Genomic DNA, 13,769 nt, shown 5'->3' with positions numbered 1-13,769 from the left:
GCGAAACCTTGGCGCCCTTCGCGTCCGGCTGTTGGGTTGGCTCTGCGCCACAAAAAAGGGGCCTGTGTTGGCCCCTTCGTCACGTCACCAGCGGTGCACTCCTCAACTGCCAACGTCCCCCATCTGGCTTTGCAGGTAGTTCTGCAGCCCCACCTTGCCGATCAGCTCGATCTGCGTTTCCAGAAAGTCGATGTGCTCCTCGGTGTCGTCGAGGATGCTTTCAAGCAAATCGCGTGAGACATAGTCGCGCACGCTTTCGCAGTGGGCGATGCCGTCCTTGATGGTGGCTTGAGCGGCGCGTTCCAGCTTCAGGTCGCAGGCCAGGATTTCGGGCACGTCCTCGCCCACCATCAGCTTGCCCAGGTCCTGCAGGTTGGGCAGGCCGTCCAGCATCAGGATGCGGTCCATCAGCTGGTCGGCGTGCTTCATCTCGCCGATGGATTCCTCGTATTCCTTTTTGGCCAGCTTGTCGAAGCCCCAGTGCTTGAGCACGCGGTAGTGCAGGTAGTACTGGTTGATGGCGGTCAGCTCGTTCTTGAGCTGCGCCTGCAGGAATTCGATGGCCTTTTTATCACCTTGCATCGCGGGGGGGGTCCTCATATGGATGTGTCAGGGGCGTCGCGCCCCAGGGCAAGCGCGCACGCACGCGCCGTGGGTCGGGCGTGCGTGCGCGCGGGTCGTCAGCGCTTGTTGTAGCTTTCGATCGGCTCGTCGTTGGGCTTGGCGAACAGCGCCTTCAGCTCGTCGGACAGCGGCAGGTTCAGCGCCACGTTGCGCGGCGGAATGGGCTGCATGAACCACTTGTCGTAGTGCTTGGCCATGTCGCCCGAGGCCATCATGGCCTTCAGTTCGCCGTCCACCGCCTGCTTGAAGGCCGGGTCGTCCTTGCGGAACAGGATGGCGATGGGCTCGGACTGCAGCGAGGTGCCGGCCAGCTTGTACAGCTTGGGGTCGCGCGAGTTGGCCACCACGCCAGCCAGCAGGTTGTCGTCCAGCACGAAGGCGGCGGCGCGGCCGTTTTCGACCGCCAGCAGGCTTTCCAGGTTGTCGCGCGTCTGCACCAGGTTCAGCTTGATGTCGGCGTCGCGTTCCAGCTTGCGCAGCAGCTGCACGGCGGTGGTGCCGGTGGTCACGGCGACGTTCTTGCCGTCCAGCTGCTTCCAGTCACTGATGCCCGAATCGGCCCGCACGGCCATGCGCACCTGGCTCAGGTAGGTCGTGACGCCAAAGCTCACCTGCTGCTGGCGCGTCAGGTTGTTGGTGGCCGGGCCGCAGCCAATGTCCACGGTGCCGTTCTGCACCAGCACCATGGTGTTCTGCGGCGTCATGGCGAAGTATTCGAGCTTGGCCTGCGGCGCCAGCTTGCGGATGATGCGCTCGCACAGCTCGACGTGGTAGCCGGTGTAGTTGCTGTTGGCGCCCAGCGCATAGGCCATGGGCGGCGAGGCTTCGCGCACGCCGATGACGGCCTTGCCGCTGCTGCGGATCTTGTCCAGCGTGCCGCCGGTCTGCGCGCTGGCGGGCAGGGCCGTAGCCGCCAGGGCCAGCACGGCGCAGACGACGGGAAGGGCGCGACGGGGATGGAAAGCGAGGATCATTCGACGAGTCTCCTGTGGTGATGGTGGGAACCAGTATGTCAGTCGGATGGTCCACCGGGTATGGGGTGTAACGCCGAGTACACAATAATGCAGGTCATGCAGAGCGAGACAAGCATCAAAGTTCATCCCCGGCGTCCGCGCCACCAGTTGAAGGGTCGCCAGCCGACCGATGCCGCCCGCGCCGAAGTGCGGGCGCTGATCGGCGAGCCGCCGCCGGACGGCCACCGGCGTGACCTGCTGATCGAGCACCTGCACCGGCTGAATGACCATTACCACGGACTGTTCGAGCGCCACCTGGTGGCGCTGGCGGCGGACATGCGCCTGTCGATGGCGGAGGTCTACGAGGTCGCCACCTTCTATCACCACTTCGACGTGCTGCGCGACGACCAGGCCGCGCCGCTTCTCACGGTCCGCGTATGCCAGTCGCTCAGCTGCCAGCTGGCGGGCGCCGAGGCGCTGCTGAGCCGGCTGCCCGCGCTGCTGGGCGCCGACGTCAAGGTGGTGGCCGCGCCCTGCATTGGCCGCTGCGAGCAGGCGCCGGCGGCACTGGTTGGCCCGCACGCGCTGGGCCACGCCACGGCGGATGCGCTGGTTGCAGCATCCAATGCGGTGCTGGCGCACGGTCAGCCTGCGCACAATGCTCCTGAAGTAATAGCGATAAAGGCCTATCGTGCCAGCGGCGGCTACGCGCTGGCGCAGGCGGTCGCGCGCGGAGAGCGCAGCGGCGACAGCGTGATCGAAGCGCTGGAACACGCCGGCCTGCGCGGCCTGGGCGGCGCGGGCTTTCCGGCCGGGCGCAAGTGGCGCATCGTGCGCGGGTTTGCGGCCGAGGCCGCCGAGCGCAGGGCCGCCCCAAGCGAGGCGTCGGCCCCCCTCGGGGGGCAGCGCAACACGCGAAGCGGTGGAGCGTGGGGGCGCACTGATGGCCGTGAACATCGACGAGGGCGAGCCGGGCACCTTCAAGGACCGCTACTACCTGGAGCGTGACCCGCACCGCTTTCTGGAAGGGGTGCTGATTGCCGCGCACGTGGTGGGTTGCGAGGCGGTCTACATTTACCTGCGCGACGAATACCCCGAATGCCGCGCGCTGCTGACCCAAGCCATTGCTGACCTGCAGGCCTCGCCGGACTTGCGCGAGCAGCTCCCAAAAATAGAGCTGCGACGCGGTGCCGGCGCGTACATCTGCGGCGAAGAGTCGGCCATGATCGAGTCGATCGAAGGCAAGCGCGGCGAGCCGCGCCTGCGGCCGCCCTACATTGCCGAGAAGGGCTTGTTCGGCCGGCCGACGCTGGAGCACAACTTCGAGACGCTGTACTGGGTGCGCGAGATCCTGGAGCGCGGGCCGGAATGGTTTGCCGCGCACGGGCGGCATGGGCGCAAGGGCCTGCGCAGTTTCAGCGTCAGCGGTCGCGTGAAGAACCCCGGCGTCAAGCTGGCGCCGGCCGGCATCACGCTACGCGAATTGGTGGATGAGTATTGCGGCGGCATGGCCGACGGCCATGAGCTGTATGCCTACCTGCCCGGCGGCGCGAGTGGTGGCATTTTTCCGGCGCGCCTGGCCGATGTGCCGCTGGACTTCGACACGCTGCAGCCGCACGGTGGCTTCATCGGCAGCGCGGCCGTCATGGTGCTCGGCCACCAAGACAAAGCGCGCGACGCGGCGCTGAACATGATGCGCTTCTTCGCCGACGAGAGCTGCGGCCAGTGCACGCCGTGCCGCGTGGGCACCGCCAAGGCGGCGCAACTGATGGAATCGCCGCAGTGGGACCACGCCACGCTGAATGACCTGAACACCGTGATGGTCGACGCCAGCATCTGCGGCCTGGGCCAGGCCGCGCCCAACCCCATTCGCTGCGTGCAGCAGTACTTTCCCGACGAAGTGGGAGGCCAGCCATGAACGCACCCGCCAAAGCCGCCGAGCTGATGCCGCAGACGCTGGCGTTTGAACTGGATGGCCGCGCTGTCGAAGCGCTGGCCGGCGAAACCATTCTGCAAGCTGCTGAACGCCACGGCGTTGAAATCCCGCGCCTGTGCTTTACCGACGGCCTGCGTGCCGACGGCAACTGCCGCGCCTGCGTGGTCGAGATCGAAGGCGAGCGCGTGCTGGCACCCAGTTGCTGCCGCGCGGTGCAGCCGGGCATGAAGGTCAGGGCCACGAGCGAGCGCGCGCGCAAGAGCCAGGACATGGTGCTGGAACTGCTGATGGCGGAGATGCCGGCAGAGGGCTTCAAGTGGAACGACGATCTGGCTCCTTCCCCCGCTGGGGGAAGGCAGGGATGGGGGCAACCCACGGTCACGCCGGAATCGGGGCTGGCCCCCACCCCAGCCCTCCCCCAGCGGGGGAGGAAGGACCCTCACCCCAGCTCTCTCCCGCGTGCGGGAGAGGGAGCAACAGCCGCCCCTGCGCCGTACCCGTCCGTCAGCCTGGAAAACTCCCTCTCCCGCCGGGCGGGAGAGGGCAGGGGTGAGGGTGGCGTCGGCCAACACGGCGAACTCACCCAATGGGCCGCGCAGCGCGCCATCCACGTGCGGCCCGCGCTGCAAAACCTGAAGCGTCGGCAGCCCGAAGCCGATCTCAGCCACCCCGCCATGGCGGTGAATCTCTCCGCCTGCATCCAATGCACGCGTTGCGTGCGCGCCTGCCGCGAGGCGCAGGTGAACGACGTGATTGGCTACGCCGGCCGCGGCAGCCACGCGCGCATCGTGTTCGATCTGGGCGACGACATGGGCGCCAGCACCTGCGTGGCGTGTGGCGAATGCGTGCAGGCGTGCCCCACCGGCGCGCTCATGCCCAAGACGCACATCGGCGCCCAGGCGGTGGACCGGCAGGTCGATTCCGTCTGCCCGTTCTGCGGCGTGGGCTGCCAGATCACCTACAACGTGCGCGATGAGCAGATCGTGAGCGTCAGCGGCCGCCACGGCCCGGCCAACGAAGGTCGGCTGTGCGTCAAAGGGCGCTTTGGTTTTGACTACGTCGCCAGCCCGGATCGGCTGACGGTGCCATTGATCCGCCGCGCGGGCGTGGCAAAAGACCCCGAGCATTGTGACGACCGTGGCAACTGGCGCGACGTGTTCCGTGAAGCGACGTGGGAAGAAGCGCTGCAACTGGCCGCCGGCAAGCTGGTCGATCTGAAAACGCAGCACGGGCCCAAGTCGCTCGCTGGCTTTGGCAGCGCCAAGGGCAGCAACGAAGAGGCGTATTTGTTCCAGAAGCTGGTGCGCACCGGCTTTGGCAGCAACAACGTGGACCATTGCACGCGCCTGTGCCATGCGTCCAGCGTGGCGGCGCTGCTGGAGGGCGTGGGTTCGGGCGCGGTCAGCAACCCGGTGAAGGACGTCGAATTTGCCGAGCTGATCCTCATCATCGGCTCCAACCCCACGGCCAACCACCCGGTGGCGGCCACGTGGATGAAGAACGCTGCCCAGCGCGGCGCGCGCATCGTGCTGGCCGACCCGCGCATCACAGACATCGCGCGCCACGCCTGGCGCGTGATGCAATTCAAGCCGGGTGCCGACGTGGCGATGCTGAACGCGCTGCTGCACGTGATCGTCACGGAAGGGCTGGTCGACCAGGCATTCATCCGCGACCGCGCCGACAACTACGCCGCGCTGGTCGAAAACGTGCAGGGCTACTCGCCCGAAGCGATGGCGCCGATCTGCGGCATTCCCGCCGAGACCTTGCGCGAGGTGGCGCGTGCCTACGCCACCGCCAAGTCGTCGATCATTTTGTGGGGCATGGGCGTGAGCCAGCACGTGCACGGCACCGACAACGTGCGTTGCCTGATTGCGCTGGCCACCTGCACCGGCCAGATCGGCCGCCCTGGCACCGGCCTGCACCCGCTGCGCGGCCAGAACAACGTGCAAGGCGCCAGCGATGCCGGCCTGATCCCCATGATGTTCCCCAACTACCAGCGGGTGGCCGATGCATCGGCGCACGCGTGGTTCGAGGACTTCTGGGACACGACACTCGACGACCAGCCCGGCTACACCGTGGTGGAAATCATGCACAAGGCGCTCGCACCCGACAGCGACCCGCACAAGGTGCGCGGCATGTACATCATGGGCGAGAACCCGGCCATGAGCGACCCCGACCTGAACCACGCGCGGCACGCGCTGGCAAGCTTGGAGCACCTGGTGGTGCAGGACATCTTCCTCACCGAGACCGCGTGGCTGGCCGACGTGATCCTGCCCGCCAGCGCCTGGCCTGAAAAGACCGGCACCGTCAGCAACACCGACCGCATGGTGCAGTTGGGCCAGCAGGCGCTGCAGCCGCCGGGCGAGGCAAGGGCCGACCTGTGGATCATCCAGCAGATGGCCGAGCGCATGGGTTTGAACTGGAGCTATGAAAACGATAGCTACTCGCGCATGTCAGACCAGCGCCAGAGCCCGGTTCCATCGGAAAGCTACCACGGCGTCGACCAGGTCTACGACGAAATGCGCCGCGCCATGCACGGTGCCATCGCCGGCATCACGTGGGATCGCCTGCAGCGCGAAAGCAGCGTCACCTACCCGTGCCTGAGCGAAGACGACCCCGGCCAGCCCATCGTCTTCATCGACGACGTGCCGACGCCCAGCGGCCGCGTGCAACTGGTGCCGGCCGACATCATCCCGCCCGACGAACGGCCCGATGCCGACTACCCCATGGTGCTGATCACCGGTCGCCAGCTGGAGCACTGGCACACCGGCTCCATGACGCGCCGCACCGCGGTGCTGCACGCCCTTGAGCCGGCGCCGACGGTGTCGATGCACGGTGACGATCTGGCGCGGCTGGGCCTGGCGCCGGGCGGGCACGCGCGCGTGCAATCGCGCCGCGGAGCAGTGACGCTGGCGGTGCGCCGCGACGACGGCACGCCGCCCGGCAGCGTGTTCATTCCGTTCGCCTACCGCGAGGCCGCCGCCAACCTGCTGACCAACGCCGCGCTCGACCCGTTTGGCAAGATTCCGGAGTTCAAGTACTGCGCGGTGCGCGTGGCGCCGGCTTGAGGGCGCACGGGCCTCAGCGCCCGAACGCGTCGGCCTCGGTGACGTGCGCGGTGCCGCTTCGGCGCTCGAACAGGCACAGCTCGCGGCCCAGCCGGTTTTTCATGTGCTTTTGCGGGTAGCGGCCCTGCAGCAGCAGCGCGGTGTGGCCGACGTCGCCGCTGAACAGCGCTGGCCTGCCGACCACCTTCGTCCCCTTCAACTGGCTGGCCTCGGTGCAGGCCTTCAGCACGGCCTTGTCGTGCTGCTTCCAGGCGCCGGGCGAGGCGGCCCACGCGGGCGCGGTCATGGCCGCCAGGGCGAAGGCCGCGACCAGCGGCATCGGCGAGCGTGCGTGTTTCATGGGTCAGTCCTGGGCTCTGAAAACGATGCGGCTATCTTGGCCATGCCCGCCTCGCCGCGCTGTCAGCCAACGCCTTGGTTTACCCCGTGCGATATCGCAGCGGGTGGCTGGCGCACGCGGCGCTGCGCGAGAATTCCGCCCTCATGCAGATCACCCGCCGCCACACCCAGCGCCTGCGCCAGATGTTCCGGTCGGCCGGCTGGCCGTTTCAGGACGTGCTGGAGGCCGAGCTGCTGGCCGCCGGCCTGCTGGAGCGCGAGCGCGCCGACGTGGGCTGCGAGCGGCTGCGCGTGACCGACGCGGGCGTCGCCGCGATCAGCGCGTCGGCGAACGGCCACCGCGCCGCGCTGTCGGCGCACGAGGCGCTGGTGCAGCGCGTGGCGGCCGAGCTGTCGCGCGCCGGGCGCATCGTGTGGCGCGGGCTCGGTCTGCGCGTGCCGCTGCCGCCGGTGGCGGATCAAAATGCCGCGCCAGCGCATGCGCAACCGGCGCAGGCAGCTATTGAATGCGTAGCAGACGAGCCGGGCTGCCCGAGCGCGGCGCCGCGCGCGCGTTGGCTCGTGGCCTGCCCCGACGTGTTCTCGCTGCGCCACACCAGCGTCGAGGCCTATCTGGAACCGGTGGTGCACGAGGTCAAGGTCAGCCGCGCCGACCTGCTGGGCGACCTGAAGCGCCCCGACAAGCGCGCCGCCTACCTGCAGATGGGCGGCGCGTGCTGGTATGTGCTGGGGCGTGACGCGCGCGGCCGCCCCATTGCGCAGCCCGACGAAGTGCCGCCCGAATGCGGCGTGATGCAGTGCGGCGAAGGCGACCGCTTGGCCGTGCTGCGCCCGGCACCGCGCCGGCCGGTGGAGCGCCTGCCCTTCCATGTCTGGATGGCGCTGGCGCGCGCCACGCCGCTGCTGCCGCCCGACGATGCGCAGGGCGCGCTGGTGGGCGCGGACTGATCCGGCGGCAGAAATCAGAGCGTTTTATGCTGCACGCGCTGGTCAGGCAAGCGCATGTCGCTATCGAATAGATAGCGTCAATGCCCGCCCGCCAGTTGCGATGCGATGGCGCGCTTGAAGGGCGTCACCCGCTCGGCCACGCGCAGCGCGGCGTCGCGCAGCAGGCGCGCGGGCGGCGCTTCGGCGGTGTACAGCGTGGTCACCAGGCGCGTGGCCTCGTACAGCGGCCGCGTGGCCAGCCGGTGCGTGCGCTGGTAGCGCGCCAGCGGTTCGGGCAGGCCGACGTCGCGCCCCGCCGCGTGGGCGGCCTGCAGCTCGCGCGCCAGCGTGTCGACGCCCAGCAGCCCGAAGTTGAAGCCGTGCGCCGTCACGGGGTGCATGCCCACGGCGGCGTCGCCCACGCAGGCAAAGCGCTGCGCCACCATGTGGTGCGGGTACACGCCGACCAGCGGGTACGCGTGGCGCGTGCTGGCCAGGCGCATGGCGCCCAGGCGCTGCTCGAAGCGGCGCGTCATGTCGTCGTTGAAGGCGTTTTCGTCCAGCGTCAGCAGCGGCTCGATCTGCTGGTGCGGCAGCGTCAGCACGGCGGATGCGCGGTGCGCGCCGGTGGCGGGGTCGTCGTTCATCGGCAGCAGCGCCAGCGTCTGGCCGTGGCCGAACCATTCCCACGCCGCGTGGTCGTGCGGCTGCGGGTGCGTCATCTGGCACACCAGCATGCTGCGGCCGAAGTCGTGCATGGCGGCGCCGATGCCCACCGCGCGCCGCGTGGGCGAAAAGCGGCTGTCGGCCGCCACCAGCAGGCGCGCGGTGTGGCGGGCGCCGCTCGCCAGCGTGACGTGCGCGGCGTCGGCAGCCACATCGACCTGCGATACCGCGTCGCCCGCCAGCAGCGTGATGTCGCCATGCCGGGCCATGCTGTCCTGCACGGCGTCCCAGGCCGCGCGGCGGATCAGGTGGTTGGACACCAGCCAGCCCAGTTCGCTGCGCGACGTCAGGCCGTGGCCGATCACCAGCGCAAACGGCGACGGGCCGTTCATCACGCGCGCATCGCGCAGCGGCGACAGCGCGGCCGGGTCGTACGCCTGGATGCGGTGCCACAGGCCCAGGCGCTGCAGGCGCTCGGCCGATGGCTGCGTCAGCGCGATCTCGCGTCCGTCGAAGGCCGGGGCGGCCAGGGCGGACGCGGGTTGCTGCTCCACGAGGCCGATGGACAGCCCCTGCCCCGAAAGCGCCTGCGCCAGGCACAGCCCGGCCGGGCCTGCGCCGCTGATGAGAAGGTCGAATGTCATGGCGGGGCAGGGTAGCGGCATGGCGGCGACAGGGGGGTTGATGCCCGTCAACCGGCAGCGCACGCGCGGGGCGATGGTCGCCAACGGGCGGCTTTGCCCTGGCGCGGCGCAGGTGATGGCAGCGCGCCGGATAATGCCCGGGTGACCACGCCAGACCTTTCGCCCCCCGCCAGCGCCGGGCCATCGGCGCGCCCCGCCATGCGCGTGTCGGTGCTGATGCGGCGCGTGCCCAACCACGGCGTGGCCGCGCGCTGGCAGCCGTGGCGCTGGGCGCTGGAAGACGTGGTGCCGCAGCAGCCGCACCACGGCGACGCGCCTTCACGGCTGTACGACAACGACAGCGGCCCCTGCTGGATCTTTCCCGGCTTCACCGTCGAGCTGTTTCGCGACGACGCGGAAGGCTATTACCTGAACGCGACGACGACCTCGCCCGGCTGGTTCGTGCTGTGGCGCATGCCCGAGGGCGCGGACGACGACACGCCGCCGCAGCCCGAGGCGGTGTCGCTCAGCTACCACGACGCCGGCCGCTGGCTGGATGCGCAGGAAAAAGTCGAGCAGGTGCCGGCCACCGCTGAGGTGGTGGCGTGGATCAGCGCCTTCGCCCAGGCGCACTACACGCCGGAACCCAAGCGCCGCCAGCGGCCTCAAAGCTTCGAACCGCTGACCGACCGCTTCGGCAACCCGGCACGCGTGTCGACCGAGGAAAAGCGGCGCGGCGGTGGAGGACATTGATGCCATGAGCGACGAGTCGAACGACGGATTTCTGGGGCGCTGGTCGCGCCGCAAGGCCCATGCGCGCGCCGGGCAACCGCTGGCCGAGCCGCCCGCGCCGGCGGTGCCCGCTGGGGTGGGCGCGGGCGTGCCCGACGCCGTGCAGTGGGTGCCAGATACCGCCCCGGCGCCCGCGGATACAGCGCAGGCAGCTACTGAAAACGAAGCGGCCACACTGACGCTTGACGACGTCAAGTCGCTCACGCTCGAATCGGACTTTCAGCCTTTCGTGGCGCGCAGCGTGGCGCCCGAGGTGCGCAATGCCGCTTTCAGGAAGCTGTTCACCGACCCGCATTTCAACGTGATGGACGGGCTGGACATCTACATCGACGACTACACCCGGCCCGACCCGCTGCCCGCCAGCATGCTGGCGCAGATGGCCAGCGCACGCTTTCTGAAGCTGGTCGACGAGCCGCAGGAAGAAGCGGTCGCATGCGCGGCCGGCGCGCCGGCGCTACAGGAATGTGAGCAAGCGGCGGGCGCGGATGCGGCGCCGACAGCCGATTCGGCGGCCATGGCGGCCGCCCCTGAACCGGGCCCGGACTCTGCCGATGTGGCACCATCGGCGCCATGCAACGAATTACCCCTTCCGCAGGCGGCCGACGCCGGCGCGGCACCACGCCATGACGACGCTGATCTGCGACTGCAATCGCACGATGCCGCTGGACGCGCAGCGGATCGGCCAGGCGCTGGATGAATCGCTGACGCTGCACTCCACGCTGTGCCGCCGCGAGGCGCCGGCGTTTCAGCGCGCGCTGCAGGGCGGCGAGCCGGTGGTGGTGGCCTGCACGCAGGAGCAGCGCCTGTTCACCGAGTTGGCCGAGCAGACCGAAGGCGCGCGCACCTCGGTCATCCGCTTCGTCAACATCCGCGAAACCGGCGGCTGGAGCCGCGACGCCGCACAGGCCACGCCCAAGATGGCGGCGCTGCTGTCCGCCGCGCGGCTGCCCGACCCCGAGCCGGTGGCGGCGGTGAGCTACCGCAGCGGCGGCCGCGTGCTGATCGTTGGCGCGCTGGACGCCGCCGAGCGCGCCGCGGCGCTGCTGCAGGACGTGCTGGACGTGACGATTTTCACCACCGGCCCAGGCGAGGCGGGCGGCGCGCAGGCGCGGCGCTGGCCGGTGCTGGGCGGGCGGCTGACATCGATCAAGGGCTGGCTGGGCGCGTTCGACGTCGAATGGTCGGCCGCCAACCCGATCGACCTGGACCTGTGCACGCGCTGCAATGCCTGCGTGGCGGTATGCCCCGAAGGCGCCATCGGGCTGGACTACCAGATTGACCTGGCCGCCTGCCGCTCGCACCGCGCCTGCGTGGCGGCCTGCGCGTCGGCCGGCGCCATCGACTTTGACCGCGCCGCCAGCGTGCAGGACGAGCGTTTCGACCTGGTGCTGGACCTGCGCGCGCCCGACGCGACGCCCACCTTCCTGCAGCATGCGCTGCCGCAGGGCTATGTGCGCTGGGACGGCAGCGACGCCGCGGCGTTGCTCAGGCTGCGCGATCTGGTGGGCGAATTCGAAAAGCCCAAGTTCTTCGACTACAAGCAAAGCATCTGCGCCCACGCCCGCAACGAGCAGGTGGGCTGCCGCGCCTGCATCGACATCTGCTCGGCCGAGGCCATCACCAGCCGCAAGGACGAGCAGCGCATCCACGTCGAGCCGCACCTGTGCGTGGGCTGCGGCGCCTGCACCACGGTGTGCCCGACCGGTGCCATCGGCTACGCCGCGCCGCGCCCGGCCGACCTGGGTGCGCGCCTGCGCACGCTGCTGGGCGCCTACGCCAGCGCGGGCGGGCAGGGCGCCACGCTGCTGCTGCACAGCCAGGGGCGCGGGCAGGCGCTGGTCGACGAACTGGGCCGCGCCGCGCAGCTGAAGCTGGCGCACGGCGTGCCGCACGCCGTGCTGCCGGTGCCGCTGTGGCACACGGCCAGCGTCGGCATCGAGCTGTGGCTTGGCGCCATCGCCTGGGGCGCGCAGCAGGTGGTGGTGCTGACCACCGACGAAGAAGCGCCGCAATACCTGGACGGCCTGCAGGCGCAGATGGACGTGGCGCAGACGCTGCTCAACGGCCTGGGCTACAGCGGCACGCACCTCAAGCTGATCCGCGCCGCGTCGGCGCTGGACCTGGACGCGGAGCTGCAACTTCTGAAGCAGACGCGACAGCGGGGCGTCAGCCCGGCGGCCCGCTTTGCCGCGCTGAACGACAAGCGCGCCACGCTGGGGCTGGCGCTCGATCACCTGATCGCCCAGTCGCCGCTGAAGGACAGCGAGCGGCCCGAGGCCATCGGTTTGCCGGCCGCCGCGCCGCTGGGGCAGGTCAACGTCAATGCGGACCGCTGCACGCTGTGCCTGTCCTGCGTCGGCGCGTGCCCGGCCGGCGCCTTGCTGGACAACGCCGAGCGCCCCGAGCTGCGCTTCATCGAGAAGAACTGCGTGCAGTGCGGCCTGTGCGCCACCACCTGCCCTGAGGACGCCATCACGCTGCAGGCGCGCCTGCTGCTGACCCCGCAGCGCGCGCAGCCGCGCGTGCTGAACGCGGCGCAGCCCTATGGCTGCATCCGCTGCGGCAAGCCGTTTGGCACGGTGCAGGCCATCGAGGCCATGCTTGGCCGGCTGGCGGGGCACGCCATGTTCCAGGGTGCGGCGCTGGAGCGTCTGAAGATGTGCGGCGACTGCCGCGTGATCGACATCTACACGGCGACCGACGAGGTCACCATCGACCAGGTGGCCGACGGGCGCCACATGAAGGGTTGGCGGCCGTAAGCCGCCTGCCGGGGAGCGAACACCGATGAGCGAACTGAGCCTGACCGACAGCGGACTGGACGAGGAAACCGCCCGTGCCGAGGTTTACGGCGTGCTGGCGCAGCTGTTTCATGCGCCGCCGTCGCCCGAACTGCTGGCCGACCTGCGCCTGGCCGTGACCGAGGCGCCCGTGCCGGGCGGATTCCTCGAGGAGCCATGGCGGCAGGTGGTGGGCCAGGCGCGCGAATGCAGCGACGCCGACATCGCCGCCGAATGGGACGCCTTGTTTGGCGGCGTGGGCAAGCCGGACGTGCTGCCCTACGGCTCGCATTACCTGAGCGGCTTTCTGCACGACAAGCCGCTGGCCCAGTTGCGCGGCGACCTGGCCGCGCTGGGGCTGGGCCGCGACGAGGCCAGCGCCGAAACCGAGGACCACATCGCGTACCTGTGCGAGGTCATGCGCTACCTGATCGCCGGCGACGACGTGGCCGTGGCCAACCTGACGCAGCAGCAGCGCTTCTTTGCGGTGCACCTGCAGCCCTGGGTGCAGCGCCTGTGCGACGACATCGGCGCCCATCCGGCGGCCCGGTTCTACCGCGCGGTGGCGCAGTTCACCCACGCGTTCATGGGCGTCGAGGCACAGGGGTTCGACCTGCTGGAGTAAGCCGCCGCGGCCGGCGCGCCGGGCGCGTGCTCGACCGATGGGTTTTGCTATCAATAATGGATCGTGCCATTGGCTAATTCCGCCGGTGCGCAGGGGTTATCCCTTTGGCTGTACGCCGAACGCTGACATATGATCAAGGTGTCGACTTATGCAGTCGCTTACTTAGGTTGTCGGCCTTGGAGTGCCCCCATGAACACGCCCAAAAATGATCACAAGCTTTCGCGCCGCGTGCTGTTCGCCGGTGCGGGAACGGCAGGGGCGGTTGCCGCCGTGGCTGCCGCGTTGCCGGCGGTGCAGCCCGCCGCGCCGGTGGCCGAGGCGCCGCGCCAGCCGCCCGAGCGGGGCGGTGGCTACGTGCTGAGCGAGCACGTCAAGCACTACTACCGTTCCGCGCGCGTCTGATCGCGTCGTCTTTCGTATTTCCCAGAAGAGAGTCGCC

The 13,769-nt window shown here is 69.7% G+C and carries 11 protein-coding genes and 1 pseudogene; 8 read left to right on the top strand and 4 right to left on the bottom strand.

Features of this window, described 5'->3' with window-relative positions:
• Window positions 1-102 precede the first annotated feature (102 nt).
• Together bfr and R0D99_RS13720 are read right to left on the bottom strand one after the other, a co-directional pair.
• Window positions 103-582, bottom strand: a complete 480-nt coding sequence (bfr, locus tag R0D99_RS13725; protein WP_317751113.1) for a bacterioferritin — start codon at window positions 580-582, stop codon at window positions 103-105.
• A gap of 98 nt (window positions 583-680) precedes the next feature.
• Window positions 681-1,598 (bottom strand): transporter substrate-binding domain-containing protein, encoded by a 918-nt coding sequence (locus R0D99_RS13720; RefSeq protein ID WP_317748722.1) that lies wholly within the window; start codon window positions 1,596-1,598, stop codon window positions 681-683.
• A gap of 87 nt (window positions 1,599-1,685) precedes the next feature.
• Between R0D99_RS13720 and R0D99_RS13715 the strand changes: the two are divergent.
• Window positions 1,686-3,495: pseudogene (locus R0D99_RS13715) on the top strand (NADH-ubiquinone oxidoreductase-F iron-sulfur binding region domain-containing protein).
• A gap of 26 nt (window positions 3,496-3,521) precedes the next feature.
• On the top strand, window positions 3,522-6,581 hold the full coding sequence (fdhF, locus tag R0D99_RS13710) for a formate dehydrogenase subunit alpha (RefSeq protein ID WP_416366004.1): 3,060 nt from the start codon (window positions 3,522-3,524) through the stop codon (window positions 6,579-6,581).
• A 13-nt stretch (window positions 6,582-6,594) separates the two neighbouring features.
• On the opposite strand, the gene R0D99_RS13705 is transcribed toward fdhF, so the two are convergent.
• A complete protein-coding gene (locus tag R0D99_RS13705; protein WP_317748720.1) occupies window positions 6,595-6,921 on the bottom strand; it encodes a hypothetical protein in 327 nt (108 codons plus the stop codon).
• A 143-nt stretch (window positions 6,922-7,064) separates the two neighbouring features.
• Here R0D99_RS13705 and R0D99_RS13700 point away from each other — a divergent pair, with 143 nt between their 5' ends.
• Window positions 7,065-7,868 (top strand): hypothetical protein, encoded by an 804-nt coding sequence (locus R0D99_RS13700; RefSeq protein ID WP_317748719.1) that lies wholly within the window; start codon window positions 7,065-7,067, stop codon window positions 7,866-7,868.
• A gap of 77 nt (window positions 7,869-7,945) precedes the next feature.
• Here the strand turns inward: R0D99_RS13700 and ubiM are convergent, their stop codons facing one another.
• On the bottom strand, window positions 7,946-9,157 hold the full coding sequence (ubiM, locus tag R0D99_RS13695) for a 5-demethoxyubiquinol-8 5-hydroxylase UbiM (protein ID WP_317748718.1): 1,212 nt from the start codon (window positions 9,155-9,157) through the stop codon (window positions 7,946-7,948).
• 198 nt (window positions 9,158-9,355) lie between these two features.
• Here ubiM and R0D99_RS13690 point away from each other — a divergent pair, with 198 nt between their 5' ends.
• From R0D99_RS13690 to R0D99_RS13670, 5 genes are all read left to right on the top strand, one after another.
• Window positions 9,356-9,889 (top strand): DUF3305 domain-containing protein, encoded by a 534-nt coding sequence (locus tag R0D99_RS13690; protein ID WP_317751111.1) that lies wholly within the window; start codon window positions 9,356-9,358, stop codon window positions 9,887-9,889.
• 4 nt (window positions 9,890-9,893) lie between these two features.
• Entirely contained in the window at window positions 9,894-10,625 is a 732-nt protein-coding gene (locus tag R0D99_RS13685; protein WP_317748717.1) for a DUF3306 domain-containing protein, read from the top strand.
• The gene (locus R0D99_RS13680; RefSeq protein ID WP_317751110.1) at window positions 10,585-12,687 is read left to right on the top strand and encodes a 4Fe-4S dicluster domain-containing protein; all 2,103 of its coding nucleotides are present in this window, start codon (window positions 10,585-10,587) and stop codon (window positions 12,685-12,687) included. Before R0D99_RS13685 ends, R0D99_RS13680 begins: the two co-directional genes overlap by 41 nt.
• 25 nt (window positions 12,688-12,712) lie before the next feature.
• Window positions 12,713-13,330, top strand: a complete 618-nt coding sequence (locus R0D99_RS13675) for a TorD/DmsD family molecular chaperone (protein ID WP_317748716.1) — start codon at window positions 12,713-12,715, stop codon at window positions 13,328-13,330.
• Window positions 13,331-13,519: 189 nt separating this feature from the next.
• Window positions 13,520-13,732 carry a formate dehydrogenase gene (locus R0D99_RS13670; RefSeq protein WP_317748715.1) on the top strand — a complete coding sequence of 71 codons (213 nt, stop codon included), beginning with the start codon at window positions 13,520-13,522 and terminating at the stop codon, window positions 13,730-13,732.
• The last annotated feature ends 37 nt before the right edge of the window (window positions 13,733-13,769 follow it).

Source organism: Ottowia sp. SB7-C50, from assembly GCF_033110285.1.
Classification (GTDB): domain Bacteria; phylum Pseudomonadota; class Gammaproteobacteria; order Burkholderiales; family Burkholderiaceae_C; genus Ottowia.
The sequence above is the reverse complement of the archived record's forward strand: the minus strand, read 5'-3'. Positions and strand labels throughout refer to the sequence as shown.